Raw genomic sequence first — 24612 nt, forward strand, 5'->3', positions numbered from 1 at the left:
TTCGGCTGGGGTGGCTAGATTCAAAGCCCGATCAAATTACCCCCCCCGCCGATTCCGTGCAACCCCCTTGGATTGGGACACACCCCCAGATTTTCGATCCATTCCGGCCGGGAAATCCTGTAACCGATCGGCGGCAAAAGCCTTCGTGACTGGCCCCGCTCTCCGGTTTCCTTGTTAAAGACGGGGGCGCGCTCCCAAAAAGTTTCAAAAGGCAAGGATCCCACCCCCCATTCCTGCGCGCGGATTTCAGTCGCGGAAACACATTCATCGAAAATTTTGCGTAACCCGCAATGATGCGTATCCAGCCCGATATAGCCATGCGAAACAGCATCGCCCATGTCATTGGCAACCAACCCGCCCATGGACATCGCACGCACGGCCCAGCCCAGTTGCAGGTCAGGGCAATCGATATCGGAATACACGACGAAGCGCGGTTGCCGATCCGCTTCTTGCGTGTTCATGTGATGCTGTAACACCAGAACACGCGCCAGATCCGCGCGCGAATAAAGATTCCCCGCCCTGCCGCCCGGTATACTTCTGTCTTCTTTATTGAACAGCCCGTTGCCCGCATAGGTTGGAATTTCACGCAAATTGCGCAAACGCAAATTGTCGTGCACGGACATCGCATGCACGAACGAACCCAGCCAAAACAACGTCGCATCGTTCACGAAATCACGGTCATACCACAACGTGAAATCCGCGCTTTTGTAGAGATTGGCGTTGATCACAGCCATATCCACGGCCTCAAGCGGAATGGCGCAAAGCCCGTCCTTGTTCTTGCGCACACTAAATGGCGTGATCCACAGATAATGCACAGCAACGCCCGCGCCGGCATTTGAGTTCCCAAATGTCTTGGATAAAGAATCCCCGTGCATCAACTAATCCCCAGTTCCATCAACCTGGGTAACGGATCAAGCCGATGACCGAGAGGCGGCAACAATTTTTTTCTAACCTGAATTAACCCGTCAAAGCGACCGTCTGCCCTGAGCGCCTCTACAAACATATTAAAAACGTCGCCACCCAGATATCCGCTGCGTGCATCTTTCAGCGCGCACACAGCCAGATCAGGAAACCACTTCCGCACCAGCCTATCTCTGGGGTCTAGCCCGATATAAGCGTGCGAAACCCGACCGTGCCCGAAATCGTGCGCGGCGATGCCATGCATAGCGATTGTTTCCTTGGCCCAGTTCAGATCGACGTCCATGCAGTCCATGTCGGCATAAATGATGAAGGCCCTGTCCTTCGTGTGGCACAGACAATGATCCAGCACAAGAATACGCGCGTAATCCGCACGCACATAGACGCTTCCGATACTAGCTCTGGCACTGGACGCAGGTTTTTCCAGTGAAAAAGTATCCTCGTTTTCATACGCCGGGATGGAATTCAGATCGCATATTCGGATATTGCCGTGCAAACTGCGGTCATACACGAACGACCCGACCCAGAACCGGGTGTTGTCGTTGATCCTTTTATAATCCAGCCACAGGATGAAATCGGCACTGGGATAGCGATTGGCGTTTTTGACGAACAGATCGACATTCTCAAGCGGTACGCCGCAAACCCCCGCCCCGCCAACTGCTACATCGCGCGACAACGACACTTCCGTCAGCCACAGGGCATTGACCAGCCCCCGCCCACCGGCGCCGGACAACGGATCGGCGGCAGCGGCAAAACACACACAGGTTTCCGGCTTTTGCGACATGCAGCGACACTAGCACGGCACTAATATTTATGTAAATAAATTAAAGACTAACTGATGCCAAGCAATTGCAGATACGGAAGAGCCTCAATATTTTGGCGCATCGGCGGAAGCGCGCGTAATTGTATGCCCCTGCGGTTGATAATGGCGTAGTGCCCCAAACGGTTCAAAAATCGGCTGAACGCACGGTCACCCAAATCACCTTTTTGGGCCGCCTTGATAGTTTCATCGCACAGCAACGGAAAAAGCATACCGACATCCCGCCGCGAAGGCGAAAGCGCAATATAGCCGTGCGACGTAATCCAGAAAAAGCGCCCCAGACTATTGATCGCGACTCCGTGCTGCTGCACGACCCGCCCGGCTTCAGCAAGCTTCAAATCCGGGCAATCTATATCGGAATAAAGGATAAACGGTCTGTCCCTGTTCTGCTTAAGACAGTGATCAAGCACCAATATGCGCGCGCAGTCGGCGCGCACATAAACGCTGCCCGCACCGGAACGGTTTTTTCCCTTGTGGTCTGTATTTTTGAACAAATCCTCGCCGCTATAAGCCGGAATGGCATTGAGGTCGCACAAGATGACGTTTCGGTGATCGCTGCATTGATAGATATAGGATGCGACCCAGAACCGGCTGAGATCGTCGAGCAACCTGTTATCCAGCCACAGGATGAAATCCGCATCCGGATACCGGTTTGCATTTTCGATGGCGCGATGGACATGCTGCAACGGAACCGTGCACATATTTTCCCGCGTTTCCGAATCCTGTGCCGGAAGCTCGGAGATCCAGACGTAATTCACCAAGGGCCGCGCGGGGATCGCCCCGACGAACGCTTGGGGACGAAAGGAATCTTGCGTGACCTGGCTGAGCCGCATGCAAAGGGTATAAACGGAAAATATTGTTCTGTAAAATATTCCGGGTAAGAAAAACGGCCCGCTTCCCGGGCCGTTCTTGAAATATCGCCAGATTCCCTATTTTTTCGCTTTTTTCGCCGGTTTTTTCTTTTCCGTCTTGGCGTCGCCTTCATCCGCGTCGTCGTCGCGGGTCAGTTCGTCCAGCGCGACTTCCTTGTCCTTGATCTCGGCCAGTTCGAGGATGAAATCCACGACCTTGTCCTCGAAGATCGGCGCGCGCAGGGAATCGACCATCTGCTGGTTCTTGCGGAACATCTCGAACACCTGCGCTTCCTGACCGGGGAAACGGCGGGCCTGATCCATCACCGCGCGGTGCAGGTCTTGATCCGACACCTGGATGTTGTTGGCCTGCCCGACCTCGGACAGGATCAACCCCAGACGCACGCGGCGCGCGGCGATGTCCTTCAGCTCGGACGTCTCGTCGTCGTTCAGCGGCTCGCCCTCGCCCTTGTATTTTTTCTCTTGCTCGATCTGGTCGAGGCACACCTTGTACTCCGCCTCCACCATGCCTTCCGGCAGCGGGAAATCGTGGCTTTCGTCCAAAAGGTCGAACAGCGCGCGCTTCACTTTTTGGCGGCTGTACTGGACGTATTCGGATTCCATCTGGTCGCGCACGGCCTTTTTCAGGGCGTTCAGGTCCTCGATGCCCAGCGTCTTGGCGAAATCGTCGTTGATCTCCGGCGCCTCCGGCTCGCGGATCTCGTGCAGCTTGACCGCGAACTGCGCCTTCTTGCCCGCCAGGTCCGCCGCGCCGTAATCGGCGGGGAACGTAACGTTCACGGTGACTTCGTCGCCCGGCTTCGCACCGGCCAGCTGGTCCTCGAACCCGGCGATGAACGAATTGGACCCAAGCTCAAGATGATACCCGACCGACGACATGCCGGGCTTGGTCGTACCGTCTTCCAGCTTGCCGGAATAATCGATGACCACGATGTCGCCGTTTTTGGCGGCGCGCGGCGTTTCGACCTTTTTGGTCTGGCGGTTGTTTTTCGCGATGCGGCTGAGCGCGTCTTCGATCGACTCGTCGGACACCTTGGCGACCGGGCGCTCCAGCTTGATCGACTTGACGTCCATGACCGTGAAATCCGGCAGCACTTCGATCGACACGGTGAATTCCAGATCCTTGCCCTTGGCGAAAGAGTCGATATTGACCGCGGGCTGCGAGGCGGGACGCACCTTGTTGTCGCGCAGCGCGTTCGTGGTCCCGTCGTTGACGGCCTTTTCCACCACTTCACCCATTACGGCCTCGCCGTAACGCTGCTCAAGAATGTTTTGCGGGGTCTTGCCGGGACGAAAACCGGGCACCCGAACGGTCTTGCCGACTTCGGCCAGACGCGTCTTGGACATCTGCGCAAGCTCGGTCGCGGGGACCGTGACCTTGTATTCGCGTTTCAAACCTTCTTTTTTAACTTCAACTGCTTGCATGACTTTCTTAATCCTGTTTATAAACTGTTTATGGTGCGGGTGGAGGGACTTGAACCCCCACGACAAAGTCACAGGAACCTAAATCCTGCGCGTCTACCAGTTTCGCCACACCCGCCCGGCTGCCCGCGTTTTTCGCCCGCGAAAAGACCAGAAATTGGCCCCGGACGCAAGGGCTTTCCGCAAGCCCGGCTATAGACTTAACTATAAAGAACCTTCGGGTAAGCCGCCGACACGATTTTATGTACGCAGTCGGCGTGGTGATCGATGACGCTCCGCCCCCGCTCCTTGGAAGTGTCCTGGCCGGTCAGATACGCAAGTACCTCGTGGACCGTCCTGTAATCGCCTTTATGAAGATGGTCCAGCAAACGGGACAACCCATCCGCGTCGAGTACGATTTCCGCGCCCTGCGGAACGGGAAAACGCGACCAACCGGCGGTGATCAGTCCTTCGGCCTTGCGGACATGCCATTCCGTCCGCGTCGTCGCCCCCGCCATCAGCTTGGCAACAGAATCCCTTGCCAAATCGAGCTGATAATATGCCCGCGCCGCACGTTGAAATTCAATGACCGCATCCTTTAACGGTCCGGCGCTCAGGGTTGCGCCACACATGGCGACCGCACGCATCCGCGCGTTGAATCTCCGGGAAACCATTCCCGCCCGATATCTTTTGCCCAACCCAAAGGCGGACGCAACGCTCAGCAAGAGTTTCTGGCGCGAACCCATCGATTCGCGCGGCATCCGCTCATAATGCAATTCGATGCCACTGCCGGAAAGTGTGACCGCACCATCCAGATGCTGGCTGGTGATCGCACTGGCGGCAGCGCTGACCGCGTAATTGACGCCCCAGAATTTGCGCGCGCGGCGCCTGGCGAAAAAACCCAGCTTTTTGGGTTCGGAATCCACGACACTACGAACATCAACGGCAACCATTTACAAACTTTCCACTGTCAAAATTTTTCATAAAATACAGACGACACGCCACAACGGCAACAAAAAAACCTGACTACACAAACAGGCTTTTCAATACATGCGGCAACATATCCGGAATATCGCTGGCAACAAGACCGGGGCCGAATTGCAAACCAGCCTCGCCGTGCATCCACACGCCGGCGCACGCGGCCTTGAAACTGGGCATCCCCTGCGCCATCAGCCCGGCAATGATTCCCGCCAGCGCGTCACCCGTACCGGCGCTGGCCAGATACGGGCTGGCATGGCGATTTTCCACGCCGTCCTCGCCATCGGCGATGATGGTGTCGGCCCCCTTCAGCACGACGACGCAACCGACGCGGCGCGCGGCCTCCTGTGCCGTGCAATCGCCGAACAGCCGCGCAAATTCTCCCGCATGGGGCGTCAGGACATCGTCGGGGCGCAACAGCGCCAGCCCCTCCGCCCGTGCGTTCAGCGCGATCAACCCGTCGGCATCCAGCACCAGACGCTGATCCCCCCGCGCCTTAAGCCAGTCGATGACCGCATCGGCATCCGCGCCGAAACCGGGCCCTAGCACCAAAGCGCGTCGCCGCGCATCCGCCAGATGCGAACGCCGGTCATGCGCGATTTCATCCTCGACCATGATATGCGCGGGCGCGGCGGTACGGTAAACATCCCCAACGCCTTGCGGCGCGACGATGGTGACCAGCCCGGCCCCCGCGCGCGCGGCACAGACACCGGCCAGCCGTGCCGCGCCTGTCAGTTTGGCGCCGCCCACGACGATGCAGTGCCCGCGATCGTATTTATGCCCGTCGACCCGCGGCCGTGGGAGTAGATCCTTCCACAAATCAGGGGCGTTCATCTGCATCATGCGCAAATAATTACCGCGATTTTGCGATCCTGACAGCATGAATTTTTTTGCCGCGCGAGTAGCGACAAAAATATATGAAAACATATGGTTGGAAACAAAAAATGGGGCGACCGACGGGGCTTGAACCCGCGACAACCGGTACCACAAACCGGTGCTCTACCAACTGAGCTACGGTCGCCACATATCCAGAAGAACGGACGTCGATGCTATACGCGCTAAGCCTCTAAATCGTCAAGATTACTTAGCAAACATTCAAATCCACCCAAATTTAAATAGGTGCTATGCGTTTAGCGCATAGATCGGTTTGCGCATTTGCCGCTTGCGACAACCCGTCACGCTGGCCCAAAGTGCATTTTTTGCGAACAATGCCTGCTGTCTTCTTCCATCCAACCAAAGTCCGTAAAAGAGGGACCGTCCTAAATGTCTGATATTTTTTCCAAGGCCAAAACCCCGTCCGCCGTGGCCAAGGTGCTGCGCGACAACGATGTGCAGTTCGTCGATTTCTGGCTGACCGATCCGCGCGGCAAGACCCACCACATCACTCAGGACATTGTGACAGTGGACGAAGACATGCTGGCCAACGGCATTTTCATGGACGGGTCGTCCATCGCCGGTTGGAAGGAGATTCATCAATCCGACATGCTGCTTAAACCCGATATGGCCAAGGTTACGCTCGACCCGTTCACGGCCCAGAAAACCGCGATCATATTTTGCGACGTGCTGGAGCCGGATTCCAAAAAACCCTACAACCGCGACCCGCGCTCGATCGCCAAGGCGGCCGAGGCTTATCTGAAAAAATCCGGCAAGGCCGATACGGCCTATTTCGGGCCCGAGGCGGAATTCTTCGTGTTCGAGGACGTAAAATTCAACTCATCGCCCTACGAACAATCCTACGCCCTTAACCACACCGAACTGCCGACAAACTCGAATGCCAGCTTCGCCGACGGCAATCTTGGCCACCGTCCGCGCATTAAAGGCGGCTATTTCCCGACTGCGCCGGTCGATTCTTGTCAGGATCTGCGCTCCGACATGCTCGCGGCCCTCAAGGCGATGGGCGTACCGGTCGAAAAGCACCACCACGAGGTCGCCTCGGCCCAGCACGAACTCGGCATCAAGTTTTCAACTCTGGTCGACTGCGCCGACAACATGCAGCTGTATAAATTCGGCGTGCTCAACACCGCCCATGCCTATGGCCAGACGGCGACCTTCATGCCCAAGCCGGTCTTTGGTGACAATGGTTCGGGCATGCACTGCCACCAGTCGCTGTTCAAGGGCAAGGATCCGCTGTTCGCGGGCAAGGGCTATGCCGGGCTTTCCGACACTGCCCTGTATTACATCGGCGGCATCATCAAGCACGCAAAAGCCATCAACGCCTTCACCAACCCCACCACCAACTCGTACAAGCGTCTTGTGCCGGGGTACGAGGCGCCGGTGCTGCTTGCCTATTCCGGCCGCAACCGTTCGGCGTCGTGCCGTATTCCATACTCGGAAGGCCCCAAGGCGAAACGCGTCGAAGTCCGCTTTCCCGACCCCACCGCCAACCCGTATCTCGGCTTTGCCGCGATGCTGATGGCGGGTCTGGACGGCATTAAAAATAAAATCCATCCGGGCGACCCGATGGATAAAAACCTTTACCACCTGCCGGAAAAGGAACTCGCGAAGATACCGACCGTGTGCGGTTCGCTGCGCGAGGCGCTGATGGCGCTCAAGGCCGATCACAAATTCCTGCTTGAAGGCGGCGTGTTCACCGAGGACATGATCGACGGCTACATCGAACTCAAGATGGAGGAAGTGCTGCGTTTCGAAACCACGCCGCACCCGATCGAGTTTGAAATGTATTACTCCTCCTGAGGCCCATCCCCTCAGCCAACTGGGCGGCCCCTTACCGGGCCGCCTTTTTTATCGCCGCCCGCAACGTCAGGATCGATTTAACGTCACTGGATCGATTTCAGGACCATCGCAAAGGCGCGCGTATTCACCGACCATTGATACAGGTCCAGCGTCCGCGACGGCGTCAGCAATTCAGCGACATATGTCTTCGGGTTCGCACCCGCGCTGCGGAACACTGCGATCCATAATTCTTGCGTCACCGGGGCCTTGGCGTCGGTCTGATAGTCGGTCAGTTTGCGGCGCAGGTTATAGACATCCATGACCGCGAAATCGACAGGAATGTTCAGATCCGGCTTCAGATTTTCCACCGCACTACCAAGATCGTACCCCTGCGCCTCGTATGACTGGCGGATGTCGCGCAACATCGCCGGCACATCAACCGAAAACCGGTTGGGGTCGCTTTCATCCTTGAGCGAACGCGACGAAATGACGTTCAATGTGATGCGCCCAGATTCGACGCCTGTGTCATCACGGGATTGAAGCTGAACCGATACCCTGTTGTCGCCCTGCGCCTGTTCGCCGACAAAACGCCACGACGCGGGATAAAAGAATTTCAGCGATTCAAAATACACGCGCTCGGTACGCTTTTCGATCTGCGTGTCCGAATTTTTCAAAAATCTAAAACTGCCGATCGCAAAAGTTTGCGCATCCTTATACGCATCCCATGCCGCAGTCGGAAGGGCATATTCGGCAAGCAGGTAATAGGTCCCCATCACGCGCATCAGGGCACGCACGGTGTAACTGTCACCCTTGTCGTTCAGCACGGTGTACAGCGCCTCGACGTTGCGATCGTCGATCTCGCGGATCGAACGCAGCAGATATCCCTTTTTAAGCGCATAGGCGACCAGTTCCATGCGCGCCGAATTCTCGCGCGGCATGGCGATGCGCTTGTACGAAAAATAGGGCCGTACATCGCCCATCGCCGGACCGTCGAAACGCGCGATCTCACCGAAATCCTGCCCCAACGACATGCGTTCCATCCAGGTGCGCGGCAACGCCACCTGAAAACCGGCATCCGGAATGGTTGGGAATTCCTTGGTTGCCGTGTCGGTCGACGCGGCATAAGTGGTCAGGTTGAAACTTTTATCCAGCTCGGGCATGGGCAACAAAGCCTGCGCGCGCGCGCGCGGCACCGCAACGGCCAGCGCCAGCGCCATCATCACCCATAATCCTGTCACACGTAAAAACACGAGGTTTCCCTTGCCTTTCCTGTCCGAAACTGAGTATGAGTGTGTCACAGGACTATGGCAAGACTATGAGCAAAGACCTCTTCTCCGCCCTCCCCGCGAAAAAAGCACCCGCCAAAAAGAAATCTGGCCCCACGGCGGGCGAGCTTTTGAAAAAAGGCGCCAGTGCGCAGAATGGCGCGCAGGACGATTCCTACACCGCGAAATCGATCGAGGTCCTAGAAGGCCTTGAACCCGTGCGCAAGCGCCCGGGCATGTATATCGGCGGCACTGACGACCGCGCCCTGCACCATCTGGTGGCAGAGGTGCTGGACAATGCGATGGACGAAGCCGTGGCCGGCCACGCGGCGCGCATCGAAGTATCGCTGATCGCCGATGGATCGTGCGTCATCTCCGACAACGGACGCGGCATCCCCATCGACAACCATCCCAAATACCCCGGAAAATCGGCGCTTGAAGTGATTCTGACCACCCTGCACTCCGGCGGCAAGTTCAACGCCGGCGCCTATAAAACCTCCGGCGGTCTGCACGGCGTCGGCATTTCCGTGGTCAACGCGCTTTCCGATCGCATGAGCGTGGAAGTCGCGCGCGACAGGAAACTGTACCGTCAGGACTATGCGCGTGGCCACGCCACCTCGAAACTGACCCCCATGGGCGCCACCACCAAGCGCGGCACCATTGTCACCTTTCACCCGGATCCGGAGATATTCGGCGAAAAGGCGGCGCTGCGCCCGGCCACGCTATACCGCATGTGCCGATCCAAGGCGTATCTGTTTCGCGGCGTCGAGATCAGGTTTCACACCGACATCCCTGCCGAAGGCATCCCCACGGACGACACCTTCAAATTTCCCGGCGGGCTTGAGGATTTTCTCAAATCCGAACTCGAAGGCCGCCCGCTGGTCACTCCGAACGTCTTTGCCGACTTCGTCGAAACGAAGGACGCGCGCGTCGAATTTGCCGTCGCATGGCCCGGCGATTACGGCGACGGGTTCATCAACTCCTACTGCAACACCATCCCGACGCCGCAGGGCGGGACGCACGAACTCGGCCTGCGCGCCGCGCTCTCCAAATCGCTCAAGGATTACGCCGCGCGCATCAACCTGAACGCCAAGCAAGTCGGGCTGGTTACGCCCGACGACGTGATGGAAGGGGCGTGCTGCCTGCTTTCCGTCTTTATCCCCGACCCGCAGTTTCAGGGCCAGACCAAGGACAAACTGGCGACACCGCAGGCCCAACGTCTGGTGGAGTCGATCGTCAAGGACCGCTTTGACCATTTTCTGGTTGGCGACCCGGCGGCGGCGAAACAGCTTTTGGAATCCATCGTCACGCGGGCCGAGGAACGCCTGCGCCGCAAGGAAGACAAGGAAACCTTCCGCAAGACCGCGACGCGCAAACTGCGTCTGCCCGGCAAACTTTCCGACTGTTCGCGTCAGGCCGCGACGGGGACCGAGATTTTTATCGTCGAGGGTGATTCCGCCGGCGGCTCAGCCAAACAGGGCCGCAACCGCGAAACGCAGGCGATTCTTCCCTTGCGCGGAAAAATCCTCAACGTCGTTTCCGCCAGCCGCGACAAGATCCGCGACAATCAGGAAATTCAGGACTTGATTCAGGCGCTCGGCGTCGCCACCGGCGCGGCTTTCCGCGTTGACGATCTGCGTTACGAGCGCGTCATCATCATGACCGATGCCGACGTCGACGGCGCGCACATCTCCTCGCTGCTGATCTCGTTCTTCTATACCCAGATGCCGGGCCTGATCGATGCGGGCGCGCTTTATCTGGCCCAGCCGCCGCTTTACCGCCTTTCGGCGGGCGGAGTGACCGCCTATGCCCGCGACGACGCGCACAAGGCGCAACTGGAAAAGACCACTTTCAAGGGCCGCACCAAAATCGACGTCAGCCGCTTCAAGGGTCTGGGTGAAATGCCCGCGCAGCAGCTTAAGGAAACCACGATGAGCCCCAACACGCGCACCCTTTTGCGCGTGACCCTGCCGCACGCCGCCGCAATCGCGGATGCGATGGGCGAACCGGATACCGCCGCGGAGCCTGCCCAAAACCCGCGCGATCAGGTCGACGCCCTGATCGACGATCTGATGGGGCGCAACGCCGAGGCACGGTTCAATTTCATTCAGGCGAATGCCCTGAATATCGAGGAACTCGATATTTAAATTAGCCACGCATATCGAGGAACTCGATATATTAACCGGCCATATCGAGGAACTCGATATTTGACATAATTAAAATTTGCCTGTAGGCTGCCCGCGTTATAATCTGCGGTGCATGACCATGACGATATCACGATTGCCCAAATCTGTTTCCCGTTCGCTTTGCAGCGCTTTCGCGCTTGCTGCCGCGCTTGGCATGTCCGGCTGCGCCCCCCGCACACCTTACGGCGAGGCCGCCTATGGCACCGGCGTCAGCGATGCGCGCCAGCTGCCCGCCAACCGCTGGGCCCTGCCGCCCGAAGTCCCCGTGCTTCAGCGCGACCCGATGGATTACCCGCCCGGCTCAACCCGTGGCGGCGATATTGACGGGGACGATTGGGAATACACATATCCCCCCTCCACTCTACCCGAGCCGCCTTACATTTACGGCAGCCGCCCCAGCTATGACTGGCGCAATCCCGGCGGTTATGGCGCCCCCACCCGGCGCGGCGACCTGTACCCGCAACGGAATATCCCGCGCACCCCGCCGCCTTTGCCGCAACCGCCGGCACAGACACAGCCACGCCAGCCCGGCAGCTGGCATCAGGATTATCAGCGCGCGTTGCAAGAACGCCTTGGCCACGCACAAAAACCCGCCGCCAAAGCCGGCGAATCGCAACTGCTTCCACCCGTAGCGCCGCGCGCTCCGGCACCGGGCATCGGCGCGGTGCGCGATGACCCGGCCCGCGCCGCAAGGCACGTCCGCTGTATTACCGGCGTCCCCTGCGTAACCGCCGGCGCGCCGCCAAAACCGTCCACCCAATAAAAACGGCGGATTAAAAACGACAAAAATATAAAAACGAGGATGTGAAAAATGAAAACAAGAATAGCCCCCATCGCCGCGGCCTTCAGCACACTCGCACTTGCTGGTTGCGGCACCGGCCCCAGCCGCTTCGCCAATCCGGATTCCAGCATCGTCCGCGCCGAAGTCGAGCGCCCCGCGCCCCGAAACGCGCAAGACGGTCGCCGTCAGGCCTCGCCCTTTGCCGGTAGCGTGGTCGACCGCGTACCCGGCCGTTTCCAGCGCTGCAACCCCGCGAATGGGCAGGTCTACGAGGTCGAACTGTCAAAAGTCATCAACCTGAATGGCCAGATCGACACAGTCGAAACGCCCGTGTCCATGACGACGGGTTTTAATGCCAAGGTCGACCCGATCAGCTGCGGCTTCATCAACGGCATGAGCGGCGCCGTTCATGCGACATACAGCACCGTACCCAAAGGTTCGGGCGCAAACGGCCTCTATAACAACGTTCCCACCATCAGTAACAATAACTAGGAGGGCCCATGACCGCCATCCGCACCCCCCTGCGCATTGCCTTCGCCGCCGCCCTCATCGCGCCGGTCTTGACCGGCTGCAGCAGATACGACGAAGCCACGTATCCGCGCTCCAGCCAAAGCATCCAGCAAGGCGCCAGCCTGCCATCGGGCGGTGGCATCGGGGCGGTGCCGCTGGTCAGGCGCACCTTCGACCCCGGCAGCGGCACCTATAGCGACAAGCCGGAAGGCCAGGTTCTTCTGATCGGTCCGCGCCCGCGTGAAGTTCAGGTCTGCTATACCAACATTCCGGTCATGGGCCCCGTCACCTTCGACCCCGTGACCGGTCGTGCCCTGTCCCCAAAACAAATCGGCAACCGGCAAGTCCGCACGCAATGCCCCGGCGGCGGCTGGTACAACACCCCGTGAGCCGGCAACGGTTTAAAAATAGGGGGTTAATTCCTCTGGCCGTTCAGCTTGAACGCGTCCGTCTTGTATTCGCCCAGATTTTTTAGGCCGATACGGAACATGATGGTCGTGTCCTGCACGCCCGACGACGCGTTGGCCAGATAGCGGTCGGCGGTCACCGCGAAATCATAACATTCATGCGTATAGTTCAACGTGAAGATCGATCGGCGCAGCCCGCGCTGGCTCTGGTCGCTGGACAAATCGTAAATCGCGTCGCCGCGCACCGTCCACTGGTCGTTCAGATTGACCGAGGACCCAAGCCTGATTTGCTCGCGCGAATTGGGATAGATCGTACCCGGCGCACCCGCGTCGAACAGGTAATTGCCGTCGACTTCCATCGGCCCCCAGCGCGTAACGCCGTACAGCTCGTGCAATTCCGAGCGCAGCGTGTGCGAATTGACCTGAAATTGATAGGACAGCGTATGCTTGCCGCCACTGAAACTGGCATTGAGCGAGCCGACATAATCGGATGACCTGTTTTCAAGACCCGACCCGACAGGAAACGGATTGTCCCCGGGCCGTAAATTATAGCTTTGCCCCAAAAAGCCGCTCAACTGCCCGCCGCTGTAATTATACATCCCGGCCTTCAGACCATAGGCGACGTGGCTGTTATCCTCGATCCGATCAAGGCCGGGGAAACGGTTTCCGTCCATCAGGTTATCGACGTTCAACTGCACATCCTGCGAATCCTCGTTCGGGATCGTGGAGTTGTTGTTGATGTTCGGCGACAGGTACAGCGTGGCGACCGGCTCGACCAGAAGCTGGAACGACTTGAAATCGGACTTAAGCGGATAACCGGCGCTAAATTGCGCGTTCGGGAAGAAACGGCCTTGCTGGTTGCTCGATGATACAGCAGGGTTAAGCGCATGCGCCTCGCGGTTGGTGGTGGCATAGGCATCGACGCGCGCCCCGGCCTGCGATTTCACAACCAGTCCCACCGGCAAAATATCTTCCCGTGCCCATGACCCGCGCGTCGACCCGCGCCACACGTCCTGCCCGTTGCCGTTGCGAAGAAGCGAAAGAAACGAGGAATCGACCTTCCATCGTCCGCCGAAAAGACCATTGGGATCGCCCAGCCATTGCGCCTCGGCATAAGGAAGGACGTCCGGCTGGTCGGTCTTGACGGCACGCAGGTCCTGGAACGCCATGCCCTTGATCAATACGTAATCGCGGTCTTGAAAACGTTCGGCCAAAACCTGGTTGGTCAGGATGCTGTCGTCAGAAAACCCGTATTGCCGCAGATATTGGGGGTCCGAGGCAAGCGCGACATCCATGCGCCCGCGCCAGTTCTGGTTAATGTCCCATCCCCCGTGCGCGAAAATATGCCCGCGTATATCGTCCTTTTTCTTCACCTCGACCCCGTTGACGGAATCGGTGCGTGCGGAATCGGTCAATGACGTATCGGTCTGAAGATACGCGGTGGAAAAACGCTTGCGGAACTGGTTGCGCAACAGCACGTTCTGCTTGGTCGTCGGCATCACCCAGAACGTCGTATCCATCGACGGCGAAATGCCCCAGTAATACGGCTGGCTGTAAAACGCGCCCAACTGGCTGTTCAGACCGAAACTGGGCGTAAGCAGGCCGCTTTTCTGGTCTATGCTGCCGTCGGGATGCGAAAAATACGGCGTATAGAAAACCGGCACCCCGCCCAGATCGAGCCATGCGTTGCGATACACGATGCGGTGTTCGTCGCGCAGCAGCTCGACCTTCTTCGCGTGCACGCGCCATGGCGGACGCTTGTCCGGATCGGTCGCGCACACCTTGCAAGCGGTATAGCTGGCACTTTTAAGCTTATAACGCAGCTCGCTTTCCTTGATGCCGGTGGCGGCCCACACACGACTTCCATCGGCCATGGTGACGAACATCCGGTCGACCAGCCCCTCGCGCATATGATCCGAAAGCTCGACCGATTGGGCGTGATATACGTCGCCGTTGGGATTGGTGACGACGACGTTCCCCTCCGCCGTCGCGATATCGTCCTTGAGGTTATAGACGACCTTGTCCGCCTTGAGCGTGCGCCCGTCTTGCGTCAGTTCCACCCGCCCGGACAACGTAACGATCTTGTCCGCCTGATTGTAATCCGCCGTATCGGCCACGTAATCGACCGGGCTGGACTTCGGCTGCACAGGCTTGCCGGCAGGTTGGGGCGGCGCCACGGGCTTGCGTTCGGTTGTCTTGGTATAGGGCGGCGCGCTGGGGATCGCGGCGGGTGCCATCTGGTTTTCAAAGTTGACCGGAGAATCCGGCGCGGCCTGCGCAACCTGAACCCCGGCGGTGAAATCCGCCCCCCCGCGCAGCACGGTTTCCGCATCGTAACTTTGCGTATCGACTTCATGCAAAGTAATCCCGGCGGCGCGCGCGGGCGCAGCCAAAGCCGCCGCGCCGGCACCGGCCAACAGAACCCCCATCATCAAACGTGCAAAGCGAGACCCCATTACCCCTCATATGGTCTTGCAAAAGACTAACGGATAAGTGTCGCAATACCGTTGCCGCGCGTCAATGCGCGCCAGCCCGGTTTTCCCGGAAAAATACCGTAAAAATTAAGGATATTAGCGCTTGCCGCCGCCCATGAAAGCGGGCAGATGGTCACCGAATCCCGGCCCCGATTTGTCGTCGGCATCAAACGCCTGCGCGCGGTTGCCCGCGCCGGGTCGGCGTTCGCCATGGACGTTACGCCCCTCGCCCTTCGCGGGCGCTTCCGCGCTCTTTTTACGATCCCCGCGCGAACGTTCGTGTTTTTCCTGTTTTTCGGCTTTTTCCTCGCGCTGCCCATCGCCCCCGCTACGCGCAGGCGCATCGGCCCGCGGGATGGCTCGGCCGATCAACTTTTCGATCGCGTCCACCAGTTTACCGTCGTCCGGCGTGGCCAGCGTGTATGAAACCCCGGTCCGTCCGGCGCGGCCCGTGCGCCCGATGCGATGGACGTAATCCTCGGCATTGAACGGCACGTCGTAATTGAACACGTGACTGACGCCCGTGATATCAAGGCCGCGCGCCGCGACATCGGAACAGATCATCACCGCCACCTGCCCGTCCTTGAACGCCTGAAGCGTTTCCGTGCGCTTGGCTTGCGGCATGTCGCCGTGCAGCGGCGCGGCGGAAATCCCCTGCCCCGCAAGGAATCGCGCCAGCGTGCTGACGTCGCGCTTGCGGTTGCAGAACACGAAGGCGTTGACGACGCCCGTGGCCGGATCCTCGATCAGGCGCAAAAGCGTACGGTCCTTGTCCCGTCCGCCCTTCAGGGCAATCAGGTTCTGCGACACGGTTTCCGCGGGGCTTGCCTGCGCCGCGACGGCCACGGTGCGCGGATTTTGCATGAATTGTTCGGCCAGCTTCTGGATCGGCCCCGGCATGGTCGCGGAGAACAAAAGCGTCTGGCGGATCGGCGGGATCAGTTTCAGGATGCGTTCGATATCCGGAATGAACCCCATGTCCAGCATCCGGTCAGCCTCGTCGACGACCAGCACCTTGATATCGTTGAGCAACACGTTCCCACGCTCGAACAGATCAAGCAGCCGCCCCGGCGTGGCGATCAGAACGTCCACCCCGCGTTGCAGCAGGCTGATCTGCTGGTCCATGCCGACGCCGCCCACGATCAGGCATTTGGACAGGCTGGAATATTTCCCGTACTTGTCGAAATTCTCGGCGATCTGCGCCGCAAGCTCGCGCGTCGGCGTCAAAATCAGCGCGCGCGGCATCCGCGCCTTGGAAATGCCGCCCGCCAAAATCTCGATCATCGGCAGGGTAAAGGAAGCCGTCTTGCCGGTGCCGGTGCGCGCAATGCCGATGACGTCGCGGGCCTGCAAAATCCACGGGATGGCCCTGGTCTGGATTTCCGTGGGCGTGACATAACCGGCTTCTGTCACGGCACGCAAAAGCGTGTCGGACAAACCAAGGTTTTCAAAGGTGTTTTCACTCATCGCGCGCGATATTAGCCTTTTTGCGCGAAACCGCAAGTTTCGCGTGATTTAGGGCGCCACACTTGACACCCCCCGCGCGCGGTCCATCCTCATTCCGCATGAGCCACCCACCCGGTCCACCCGGCATTAACGCCTTTTTACGCGCCGCCCGCACCATCGCGGTGGTCGGCGCCTCGCCCGACCCCATGCGCTCAAGCCACGGCGTGATGCGCGCGCTTCAGGGCGCGGGCTATCGCTGCATCCCGGTCAACCCGAAGGAAACGGAAATTCTCGGCGAACGCTGCTACAAATCCCTTTCCGACATCCCGGCGGATATCACAATCGACATCGTCGACGTGTTTCGCCGCGCCGAATACGCGCCCGCCATCGCGCGCGAGGCCGTGGCGCGCGGCGCGAAATGCCTGTGGCTGCAAATGGGCATCGTCAACGACGACGCCATGGACATCGCCCGCGCGGGCGGCCTGCACGCGGTACAGGACGAATGCCTTGCCGTCGTCGTCCGCACCCTGACCTGACACCCCCAACGAAAGAAAAACCATGACAGACGCGAAACCCCTGGGCATGTACGAAGCCTCGATCCCGGTATTCGTCCGCCACCTTGAAAATCTGGCCGTCTTCCTCAAAAAGGGCGCGGACGATGCGGCCGCGCGCAACATCGACCCCGCCGTTTTTCTCAATGCGCGGCTTGCGCCGGACATGTTTGCACTGACGCGACAGGTCCAGATCGCGACCGATATGTGCAAGGCTTTCCCCTGTCGCTTGACCGGGGCCGAACCGCCAAGTTACCCCGACACCGAAACCGGCTTCGACGAATTGCAGGCGCGCATTGCAAAAACCATCGCGCATCTAAAAACCTTCACCCCGGCACAGATCGACGGGCGCGAGGGCGCAAGCGTCGTCTTCCCGCGTCGCGGCGGGCGCGAATGGCGGTTTAGCGGCGCGGACTATCTGATGCATTACGTCACGCCCAACCTGCTTTTCCACATCACCACCGCCTACGCCATCCTGCGTCACAACGGCGTCAATCTGGGCAAGGCCGATTTTCTGGGAATGTAGACAGCCCTCGCCAAAGGCGGCGACAGAGGCAAAACAAAACGATAGGCAGGAAATGGCGTCCCCTACGGGATTCGAACCCGTGTCGCCTCCGTGAAAGGGAGGTGTCCTAGGCCTCTAGACGAAGGGGACGTGCAAAGGCGTCTTTAAGACGGGCGATCTTTACCCGCGCCCGCGCCAAAAGGCAAGCCTTTTTGCGGCCCGGTTACGCCCCTTGCTGCACCGCCGGTCAAGATTGTCTTGGCGCGGGCGCGACAGGCCATTATACCTGTGCGGTCATGACCCCCGCACCTCACGCCGCCCACAAGCACGCGCAGGACACCCCGGCCGAAACCGGTGCTTCCGTCCGTCTGCTTGACCGCGTGCACACCCCCGCCGATCTGCGCGCGTTGAACGACACCCAGCTTAAGCGCGTCGCCGACGAGGTCCGGGCCGAGATGATCGACGCAGTGGCCCAGACCGGCGGGCATCTGGGCGCGGGTCTGGGCGTGGTCGAACTGACCGTCGCCATCCACGCCGTTTTCGATACCCCGCGCGACAAACTGATCTGGGATGTCGGACATCAGGCCTATCCGCATAAAATCCTGACCGGGCGGCGCGACCGCATCCGCACCCTGCGTCAGGGCGGCGGCCTGTCCGGTTTTACCAAGCGCTCGGAATCCGAATACGACCCGTTCGGCGCGGCTCATTCATCGACCTCGATTTCCGCGGGGCTGGGCATGGCGGTCGCGCGCGACCTGCGCGGCGACGACAACGCGGTGATCTGCGTCATCGGCGACGGCGCCATGTCGGCGGGCATGGCCTATGAAGCGATGAACAACGCGGGCGCCCTGCATTCGAACCTGATCGTCATCCTCAACGACAACGATATGTCCATCGCCCCGCCCGTCGGCGCGATGAGCCGCTATCTGGCCCGCCTCGTCTCATCCAAACCGTATATGGGCGCGCGCGACACCGCCAAACGCATCGCCAAGATCCTGCCCGAGCCGTTCCAGAAGGCCGCCCGCCGGGCCGAGGAAACCGCCCGCGCCGCCCTTGGTTCCGGCACGCTGTTCGAGGAAATGGGCTTTTATTATATCGGCCCGGTCGACGGGCACGACCTTGACGCGCTTTTGCCCATCCTGCGCAATCTGCGCGACACGCCGCATGACGGGCCGATCCTGCTGCACGCCATCACCAAAAAAGGCAAGGGCTACCCCCCCGCCGAGGACGCGGCGGACAAAATGCACGGCGTCACGCGCTTCAACGTTGTCACCGGCGCGCAGGAAAAATCGCGCGCTGACGCGCCCAGCTTCACCAGCGTCTTCGGGCGCGAACTGGTCCGCCACGCGCGCCGCGACGAAAGCATCGTCGGCATCACCGCCGCCATGCCCGCGGGCACCGGCATGGATATCTTCGCCGACGCCTTCCCCGACCGCATGTTCGACGTCGGCATTGCCGAACAGCACGCGGTGACCTTCGCGGCCGGGTTGGCCGCCGAGGGGTTAAAGCCCTTTTGCGCGATTTATTCCACCTTCCTGCAACGCGCCTATGACCAGCTGGTGCATGATGTGGCGATACAAAACCTGCCGGTGCGCTTCGCGCTCGACCGCGCAGGTTTGGTCGGCGCCGACGGCGCGACGCATGCGGGGTCGTTCGACATCGCCTATCTGGGCTGCTTGCCCAACATGATGCTGATGGCGGCCGCCGACGAAGCCGAACTTGCGGCGATGGTCGCGACCGCCGCCGCATACGATTCCGGCCCCTGCGCCCTGCGCTATCCGCGCGGCAACGGCTTTGGCGTCGCGATGCCGGAAAATCCCGCGCCGCTGCGCATCGGGCGCGGGCGCGTCCTGCGCCGGGGCGACGACGTGGCCATCCTGTCCTACGGCGCGCGGCTTCAGGAATGCCTTGCCGCCGCCGACATTCTGGCCGCGCGCGGCGTATCATGCACCGTGGCCGATGCCCGTTTTGCCAAACCGCTTGATACCGCGCTGGTCGCCGATCTGGTCAAAAACCACAAGGGCGTGGTCACGATCGAGGAAGGATCGGCCCAGGGCTTCGGCGCGATCGTGCTTCAGCATCTGGCTGGCACGGGCGCGTTCGACCGCGGCTGCCGCATCCGCACCCTGCATCTGCCCGACATCTATCAGGATCAGGACAAACCCGAAAAACAATACGAACAGGCTGGACTTTCCGCCGCCCACATCGCCACCGCCGCCGCAAGACTGGCGAAAAATTGACAAGCGCGCATACGGCCATTTAACCCATATTCATGGCCGAACCCAAAAAATCCTGTGCCCTGATAGTCGGCATCCAGCCGGGCAAAAATTATGTGCCCGTCAACGCTGGCATGCGCCTGCACGAAAAATTTTCGGTGGCGGTCACGAATTACTTTAGCAATTCCGATTCATATACGTACATCCAACTGCGGAATGAAAAGGACCGGACCAGCAGCTATTTCTTCGACAAAACCAGCAAGGCCGCCATCAATCGCAATATTGTAATCTCCAGCCTGCTCGGCATGTTCACCGTATATTTCTTGCCCGCAATCATTATCTTGCCCGCTTGTGTGATGATCCCGCTTGCGGGCGCCCTCGACAAAGCCCGGATACGCCGCACCGCCAACGCCGCGCCAAAAATTACCATGGCGGTGCCGATCAGCGCGAAAACGCATTACGAAATCACGCGCCGCCTGCAAAAAACCCGGCATCGCTGCGGCGTTTATTCCCTGCTTTTCAACAACTGTTCCCATTATGCGGCCGGCCTGGGAAAACGGCACGGCATGCCGCTCAAGCGTCATTTACTGATGACCCCGCTGGGCCTCGCGCGCCAGATCAGGCGTTACGCGCCAAGAAATCCCGCCTAGGCGGCGAACACAGGCTTATAAAAATTATAGGCAAAACCACCAGCCTACGGGTTTTGGAGGAGTCGCTCGCGCCTCCCGCCGGAAAGCGTCCCAATCGGTGACTTTGGCAGCCAAGGCACCGGAATTCACGATAAAATCGGCGGGCGATACGATTTTTGGATCAATGCGTCCCGCCACCACTTCCCGCAGATATTCCAGCGAACAGGGATAAAGCGTATATTTCTTGAATTGCAAAGACGCCTTGATCAACGCGCTGTCATTCGCCGCGCGCGCTGGGTCTGTATTGACCCCAAGATCGCAGATCTTGAGCATCGCGGCATCTATATCCTGCGCCAGTTCGTGAATATAGACCAGATATCCTTGCCAGCGCTTGCGTGCAAGCCGGTCAAGCGAGGCGACGAAAGCTGCGGGAAAACCGCGGTGCAACAGATGGCGCGGCGTCCATACCGGCAACCCTTGCGAATTTTCGATTTCCAGCACCTCGTGCAAAATAGCCAGCGCACGCAGATAATTCAGACGATCCGGCGAAACCTGTCCTTGATACTGTTTGACAACAAATGCATCGACCGCATCGATATGATGCCACAGCGTCCGGTCCGAACCCTTGTCGGTCTGGTGTTCATACGCCTCGCCCGCCAGTTTCTGCGCCTGCGCCAAAAGATCGAACACACGCGGCTGCGCCGCCTTGCGTCGGAACAACTCGCCAAGACGGTCCTGCAAACGTGGCGCGATCGGAAAACGGGGCCGATAGAACGCGGAAGACGTATCTGACATGGGCAAAAACCTAGGGCGCACCCGGCAGTTTTAAACGCCGAAAGACTAACGCCATACATTGCGTGGGGTCAATTTTAATAACAGCTAGAAAAGCACTATGAAAAATATATGCGCTTTAGTTCTTCACATTTCCATCCACTTGGATATCCACAGGCTCTGGGGATAAATCCTTCCACCACACGGGCTTAAGGGCGGGTTTGTCCGGTTCCGTGGACGACGTTTTGCACCGTGGTCAACTGTTCGGCCCCGACCGGGCCGCGCGCGTGCAAACGGCCCGTGGCGATGCCGATTTCCGCGCCGAAGCCGAACTCGCCACCATCCGCGAACTGGGTCGAGGCATTGTGCATGACGATGGCGGAATCCACCGCGCGCAAAAATCGCGCCGCCGCCGCCTCGTCCCGCGTCACGATCGCGTCGGTGTGGTGTGAACCGTATGTATTGATATGCGCGATCGCCGCTTCCATCCCGTCCACGACTTTCACCGAGATGATCGCATCCAGATATTCGCTGCGCCAGTCGTCCTCGCTGGCTGGGGTAACGCGTGAATCCCAGCCGCGCACCGCATCGTCGCCGCGCACCGCGCACCCGGCATCCAAAAGCGCCCGCACCAGCATCGCGCCTTGCGTGAATCCACGGTCGATCAAAAGCGTTTCCGCTGCGCCGCAAATTCCGGTGCGCCGCATCTTGGCGTTCAGCACGATGTCCCGCGCCATCGCCGGGTCTGAATCCGCATGGACATAGACATGCACGATCCCGTCCAGATGGGCGAAGACCGGCACCCGCGCCTCCGCCTGCACGCGCGCCACCAGCGACTTTCCCCCGCGCGGCACGATGACGTCGATCGCGCCGTCCAGCCCGCCCAGCATCAAACCCACCGCGTCACGGTCCGGAACCGGCACCAGCGACACGCACGCGGGCGGCAGACCTGCCTTTTCCAATCCCTTGACCAGCGCCTTGTGAATCGCCCGCGCACTGCCCAGCGCATCGGAACCCGAACGCAAAATCACCGCGTTGCCGGATTTGACACACAAAGCCGCAGCATCGGCGGTGACGTTCGGACGGCTTTCATAAATCACACCCAGCACGCCGATCGGCACCCGTATCTGTTCGATACGCAACCCGTTGGGCCGGGTCCAGCTTTTGACGACGCTGCCCACCGGATCGGGAATCTCGGTCACCGCCGCCACGCTTGCCGCCATCGCCTGCAACCGCGCATCGTTCAACATCAACCGGTCGATGAATGCGGGGCCTTTATCTTTGGCGGCCTCGACATCGCGGGCGTTCGCGGCCAGTATCGCGGGCGCGTCGGCGGCCAGCGCCTCCGCCATCGCCCACAACGCACCGTTCTTGCGATCGCCCGGCACATGCGCCAGCACCCGCGCCGCATCGCGCGCCGCGCGCCCCATCGTCCGCATCGCGTCTTCAAGCGTCATGCGTCATCACCAGATCGTTGCGGTGGATCATCTCGGTCCGCGCAGGCCCGCCAAGGACCGCCGCGATATCCGCCGATTTCAAACCAGCCACGCGCCGCGCATCGGCGGCATCGTACCCGACCAGCCCGCGCGCGATTTCCTGCCCCGCCGCGTTCAGCACCGAAACCACGTCGCCATGTGAAAATGCGCCACTGACCGCGACCACCCCCGCGGGCAACAGGCTTTTACCCGAAATCAACGCCAGCAGCGCGCCATCGTCGACGCTCAACGCACCCGCTGGCGCCATCGCCCCGGCGATCCAGCGCTTGCGCGCCGCAAGCGGCGTCAGCGCCGGCTTGAACAGCGTATACCGCCCGCCCGCGGCGTTCCCCGCGGCATTCATGGCGTAAAGCGGGTGGCGCACATGCCCGTTCGCGATGATCAGCGCCGCGCCCGCCCCGGTCGCGATTTTCGCGGCTTCGACCTTGGTTTTCATGCCGCCGCGTGAAAATTCCGATGCCGCGCCGCCCGCCATACCCTCGATCTGCGGCGTGATTTTTTCGACCACGGCAATATGCCGCGCCGCCTTGTCCTGCGCCGGGTTTGCGGTATACAGCCCATCGACGTCCGAAAGCAGCACCACGCAATCCGCCTCGATCATGCTGGCCACCCGTGCGGCCAGCCGGTCGTTGTCGCCGTACCGGATTTCGGCTGTGGCCACCGTGTCGTTTTCGTTGATCACCGGAACCGCACCCATGCCCAGCAGGGTAAACATGGTCGCCTGTGCATTCAGGTAACGCCGCCGCGCCTCGGTATCGCCCGGCGTTACCAGCACCTGCGCCGCGACATGCTTGTGCACGGCCAATGCCTCGCTCCATGCGCGGGCCAGCGCGATCTGCCCGACGGCGGCCGAGGCCTGGCTTTGCTCAAGGCTCAAAACCCCGGAAGGCAGTTTCAGAATTGTTCGGCCCAACGCGATCGCGCCCGACGACACGACAGCGACCTCGACCCCGGCGTCCTTCAGCCGCGAAATATCGGCAACCAGCGATGCCAGCCATTCAGATTTCAGCCGCCCCGCCCGCTGATCGACCAGCAGCGCCGAACCGACCTTGATAACGATGCGCTTATAGGCGGACAGCATGACTACAACCCGACCATCCCGGCCAACGACTCCGCCCGCGCCAAGGCACCGTCCAGCGTCGCCATGGTCTTGCCAAGGTCGGCGCTCTCATCCCCGCGCCATGTCCGCAGCGTCCAAAGATACACGGCGCTCAACCCCGCGATGCGAGCCGCACCCTTCATGCCTTGCGTTTCGATCCCGCAGGCTTCAAGCATCCACAGCATCGAGCGCGCGATATGCGGCAATGTCACCACCGCCAGGCGCGGATCGGTCATCGCCCCGTGCAGGATCGACACGACCGCCGCGCGATCCCGGTTCAAACGCTCCAGCCGCTGCATCACCGCGTCGAATAGCCGATCGCGCTCGCTGCCCTCGCCCGAAATCCCACTCAGCGCGTCCGCATCGACGCGCCGCGCATAGGCGGTGACGATATCCTCGCGGCAGGTAAACATCTGCGCCAACGCGGCCAACGAAATCCCCGCTTCTTCGGCGATGTCGGCCAGCGTCACCCGATCCCACGCACGCAAGGCGGCAAGCCGCAGCGCGGCGTCGATCACGTCCGTGCGCGCATCGCGCCCCCGAACTTGAGTCTTTTTTTGTCTTTTCGATGCCATATCGCGTCTATACCATACCCGTAAAAACAAGGGAATTGC

At 60.2% G+C, this 24612-nt stretch carries 22 protein-coding genes and 3 tRNA genes; 9 read left to right on the forward strand and 16 right to left on the reverse strand.

Features of this window, described 5'->3' with window-relative positions:
* Positions 1–20: 20 nt before the first annotated feature.
* The 8 genes from H6866_00945 to H6866_00980 all read right to left on the reverse strand — a co-directional run bounded on the left by H6866_00945 (position 21) and on the right by H6866_00980 (position 6010).
* Positions 21–785, reverse strand: coding sequence for a hypothetical protein (locus H6866_00945; protein ID USO07826.1), 765 nt, complete (start codon positions 783–785; stop codon positions 21–23).
* An 89-nt stretch (positions 786–874) separates the two neighbouring features.
* Positions 875–1702 (reverse strand): hypothetical protein, encoded by an 828-nt coding sequence (locus tag H6866_00950; GenBank protein ID USO07827.1) that lies wholly within the window; start codon positions 1700–1702, stop codon positions 875–877.
* A gap of 47 nt (positions 1703–1749) precedes the next feature.
* Complete coding sequence (locus tag H6866_00955) at positions 1750–2346, reverse strand: hypothetical protein (protein ID USO07828.1); 597 nt, start codon at positions 2344–2346, stop codon at positions 1750–1752.
* Between the two features lie 321 nt (positions 2347–2667).
* On the reverse strand, positions 2668–4035 hold the full coding sequence (locus tag H6866_00960) for a trigger factor (GenBank protein ID USO07829.1): 1368 nt from the start codon (positions 4033–4035) through the stop codon (positions 2668–2670).
* 31 nt (positions 4036–4066) lie between these two features.
* A tRNA-Leu gene (locus H6866_00965) sits at positions 4067–4150 on the reverse strand.
* Positions 4151–4232: 82 nt separating this feature from the next.
* A complete protein-coding gene (locus H6866_00970) occupies positions 4233–4964 on the reverse strand; it encodes a hypothetical protein (GenBank protein ID USO07830.1) in 732 nt (243 codons plus the stop codon).
* A gap of 73 nt (positions 4965–5037) precedes the next feature.
* Entirely contained in the window at positions 5038–5832 is a 795-nt protein-coding gene (locus H6866_00975; protein ID USO07831.1) for an NAD(P)H-hydrate dehydratase, read from the reverse strand.
* A gap of 102 nt (positions 5833–5934) precedes the next feature.
* Positions 5935–6010, reverse strand: a tRNA-His gene (locus H6866_00980).
* A gap of 242 nt (positions 6011–6252) precedes the next feature.
* On the opposite strand from H6866_00980, the gene glnA reads away from it, so the two are divergent.
* The gene (glnA, locus tag H6866_00985) at positions 6253–7683 is read left to right on the forward strand and encodes a type I glutamate--ammonia ligase (GenBank protein USO07832.1); all 1431 of its coding nucleotides are present in this window, start codon (positions 6253–6255) and stop codon (positions 7681–7683) included.
* An 83-nt stretch (positions 7684–7766) separates the two neighbouring features.
* Here the strand turns inward: glnA and H6866_00990 are convergent, their stop codons facing one another.
* A complete protein-coding gene (locus tag H6866_00990) occupies positions 7767–8912 on the reverse strand; it encodes a hypothetical protein (GenBank protein ID USO07833.1) in 1146 nt (381 codons plus the stop codon).
* 35 nt (positions 8913–8947) lie between these two features.
* On the opposite strand from H6866_00990, the gene parE reads away from it, so the two are divergent.
* The 4 genes from parE to H6866_01010 all read left to right on the forward strand — a co-directional run bounded on the left by parE (position 8948) and on the right by H6866_01010 (position 12793).
* A complete protein-coding gene (parE, locus tag H6866_00995; GenBank protein ID USO07834.1) occupies positions 8948–11074 on the forward strand; it encodes a DNA topoisomerase IV subunit B in 2127 nt (708 codons plus the stop codon).
* A 112-nt stretch (positions 11075–11186) separates the two neighbouring features.
* Complete coding sequence (locus H6866_01000) at positions 11187–11876, forward strand: hypothetical protein (protein ID USO07835.1); 690 nt, start codon at positions 11187–11189, stop codon at positions 11874–11876.
* 48 nt (positions 11877–11924) lie between these two features.
* A complete protein-coding gene (locus tag H6866_01005) occupies positions 11925–12386 on the forward strand; it encodes a hypothetical protein (protein ID USO07836.1) in 462 nt (153 codons plus the stop codon).
* 8 nt (positions 12387–12394) lie between these two features.
* Positions 12395–12793 (forward strand): hypothetical protein, encoded by a 399-nt coding sequence (locus H6866_01010; GenBank protein ID USO07837.1) that lies wholly within the window; start codon positions 12395–12397, stop codon positions 12791–12793.
* Between the two features lie 26 nt (positions 12794–12819).
* Here H6866_01010 and H6866_01015 read toward each other — a convergent pair whose 3' ends face one another.
* Both H6866_01015 and H6866_01020 read right to left on the reverse strand, forming a co-directional pair.
* Positions 12820–15243, reverse strand: a complete 2424-nt coding sequence (locus H6866_01015; GenBank protein USO07838.1) for an LPS-assembly protein LptD — start codon at positions 15241–15243, stop codon at positions 12820–12822.
* A gap of 138 nt (positions 15244–15381) precedes the next feature.
* Complete coding sequence (locus H6866_01020) at positions 15382–16752, reverse strand: DEAD/DEAH box helicase (GenBank protein ID USO07839.1); 1371 nt, start codon at positions 16750–16752, stop codon at positions 15382–15384.
* A 98-nt stretch (positions 16753–16850) separates the two neighbouring features.
* Here H6866_01020 and H6866_01025 point away from each other — a divergent pair, with 98 nt between their 5' ends.
* Together H6866_01025 and H6866_01030 are read left to right on the forward strand one after the other, a co-directional pair.
* Positions 16851–17267: a CoA-binding protein gene (locus H6866_01025; GenBank protein ID USO07840.1), complete on the forward strand. Its 417-nt coding sequence runs from the start codon at positions 16851–16853 to the stop codon at positions 17265–17267.
* A gap of 22 nt (positions 17268–17289) precedes the next feature.
* Positions 17290–17808 carry a DUF1993 domain-containing protein gene (locus H6866_01030; GenBank protein USO07841.1) on the forward strand — a complete coding sequence of 173 codons (519 nt, stop codon included), beginning with the start codon at positions 17290–17292 and terminating at the stop codon, positions 17806–17808.
* Between the two features lie 53 nt (positions 17809–17861).
* On the opposite strand, the gene H6866_01035 is transcribed toward H6866_01030, so the two are convergent.
* Positions 17862–17937 (reverse strand) — tRNA-Glu (locus H6866_01035).
* A gap of 146 nt (positions 17938–18083) precedes the next feature.
* On the opposite strand from H6866_01035, the gene H6866_01040 reads away from it, so the two are divergent.
* A complete protein-coding gene (locus H6866_01040; protein ID USO07842.1) occupies positions 18084–20027 on the forward strand; it encodes a 1-deoxy-D-xylulose-5-phosphate synthase in 1944 nt (647 codons plus the stop codon).
* 32 nt (positions 20028–20059) lie between these two features.
* Positions 20060–20653: a hypothetical protein gene (locus tag H6866_01045; GenBank protein USO07843.1), complete on the forward strand. Its 594-nt coding sequence runs from the start codon at positions 20060–20062 to the stop codon at positions 20651–20653.
* 24 nt (positions 20654–20677) lie between these two features.
* Here H6866_01045 and H6866_01050 read toward each other — a convergent pair whose 3' ends face one another.
* The 4 genes from H6866_01050 to H6866_01065 form a co-directional block, all read right to left on the reverse strand.
* Positions 20678–21427, reverse strand: a complete 750-nt coding sequence (locus H6866_01050; GenBank protein USO07844.1) for a hypothetical protein — start codon at positions 21425–21427, stop codon at positions 20678–20680.
* Between the two features lie 185 nt (positions 21428–21612).
* Positions 21613–22842 (reverse strand): glutamate-5-semialdehyde dehydrogenase, encoded by a 1230-nt coding sequence (locus tag H6866_01055; GenBank protein USO08542.1) that lies wholly within the window; start codon positions 22840–22842, stop codon positions 21613–21615.
* Positions 22843–22849: 7 nt separating this feature from the next.
* The gene (locus tag H6866_01060) at positions 22850–23980 is read right to left on the reverse strand and encodes a glutamate 5-kinase (protein USO07845.1); all 1131 of its coding nucleotides are present in this window, start codon (positions 23978–23980) and stop codon (positions 22850–22852) included.
* Between the two features lie 2 nt (positions 23981–23982).
* On the reverse strand, positions 23983–24573 hold the full coding sequence (locus H6866_01065) for a TetR family transcriptional regulator (GenBank protein ID USO07846.1): 591 nt from the start codon (positions 24571–24573) through the stop codon (positions 23983–23985).
* Positions 24574–24612 lie beyond the last annotated feature (39 nt).

This window comes from Rhodospirillales bacterium, assembly GCA_023898805.1.
Lineage (GTDB): Bacteria > Pseudomonadota > Alphaproteobacteria > Micavibrionales > UBA1664 > UBA6145.

Coding starts and splice junctions, on each gene's coding strand:
- H6866_00950 (USO07827.1), bottom strand. CDS start 1,702: ATGTCGCAAAAGCCGGAAACCTGTGTGTGTTTTGCCGCTGCCGCCGAT.
- H6866_01015 (USO07838.1), bottom strand. CDS start 15,243: ATGATGGGGGTTCTGTTGGCCGGTGCCGGCGCGGCGGCTTTGGCTGCG.
- H6866_00960 (USO07829.1), bottom strand. CDS start 4,035: ATGCAAGCAGTTGAAGTTAAAAAAGAAGGTTTGAAACGCGAATACAAG.
- H6866_01065 (USO07846.1), bottom strand. CDS start 24,573: ATGGCATCGAAAAGACAAAAAAAGACTCAAGTTCGGGGGCGCGATGCG.
- H6866_01060 (USO07845.1), bottom strand. CDS start 23,980: ATGCTGTCCGCCTATAAGCGCATCGTTATCAAGGTCGGTTCGGCGCTG.
- H6866_01050 (USO07844.1), bottom strand. CDS start 21,427: ATGTCAGATACGTCTTCCGCGTTCTATCGGCCCCGTTTTCCGATCGCG.
- H6866_01040 (USO07842.1), top strand. CDS start 18,084: ATGACCCCCGCACCTCACGCCGCCCACAAGCACGCGCAGGACACCCCG.
- H6866_01005 (USO07836.1), top strand. CDS start 11,925: ATGAAAACAAGAATAGCCCCCATCGCCGCGGCCTTCAGCACACTCGCA.
- H6866_01045 (USO07843.1), top strand. CDS start 20,060: ATGGCCGAACCCAAAAAATCCTGTGCCCTGATAGTCGGCATCCAGCCG.
- H6866_00975 (USO07831.1), bottom strand. CDS start 5,832: ATGATGCAGATGAACGCCCCTGATTTGTGGAAGGATCTACTCCCACGG.
- H6866_01055 (USO08542.1), bottom strand. CDS start 22,842: ATGCGGACGATGGGGCGCGCGGCGCGCGATGCGGCGCGGGTGCTGGCG.
- H6866_01020 (USO07839.1), bottom strand. CDS start 16,752: ATGAGTGAAAACACCTTTGAAAACCTTGGTTTGTCCGACACGCTTTTG.
- H6866_01030 (USO07841.1), top strand. CDS start 17,290: ATGACAGACGCGAAACCCCTGGGCATGTACGAAGCCTCGATCCCGGTA.
- H6866_00970 (USO07830.1), bottom strand. CDS start 4,964: ATGGTTGCCGTTGATGTTCGTAGTGTCGTGGATTCCGAACCCAAAAAG.
- parE (USO07834.1), top strand. CDS start 8,948: ATGAGTGTGTCACAGGACTATGGCAAGACTATGAGCAAAGACCTCTTC.
- H6866_01010 (USO07837.1), top strand. CDS start 12,395: ATGACCGCCATCCGCACCCCCCTGCGCATTGCCTTCGCCGCCGCCCTC.
- glnA (USO07832.1), top strand. CDS start 6,253: ATGTCTGATATTTTTTCCAAGGCCAAAACCCCGTCCGCCGTGGCCAAG.
- H6866_01025 (USO07840.1), top strand. CDS start 16,851: ATGAGCCACCCACCCGGTCCACCCGGCATTAACGCCTTTTTACGCGCC.
- H6866_01000 (USO07835.1), top strand. CDS start 11,187: ATGACCATGACGATATCACGATTGCCCAAATCTGTTTCCCGTTCGCTT.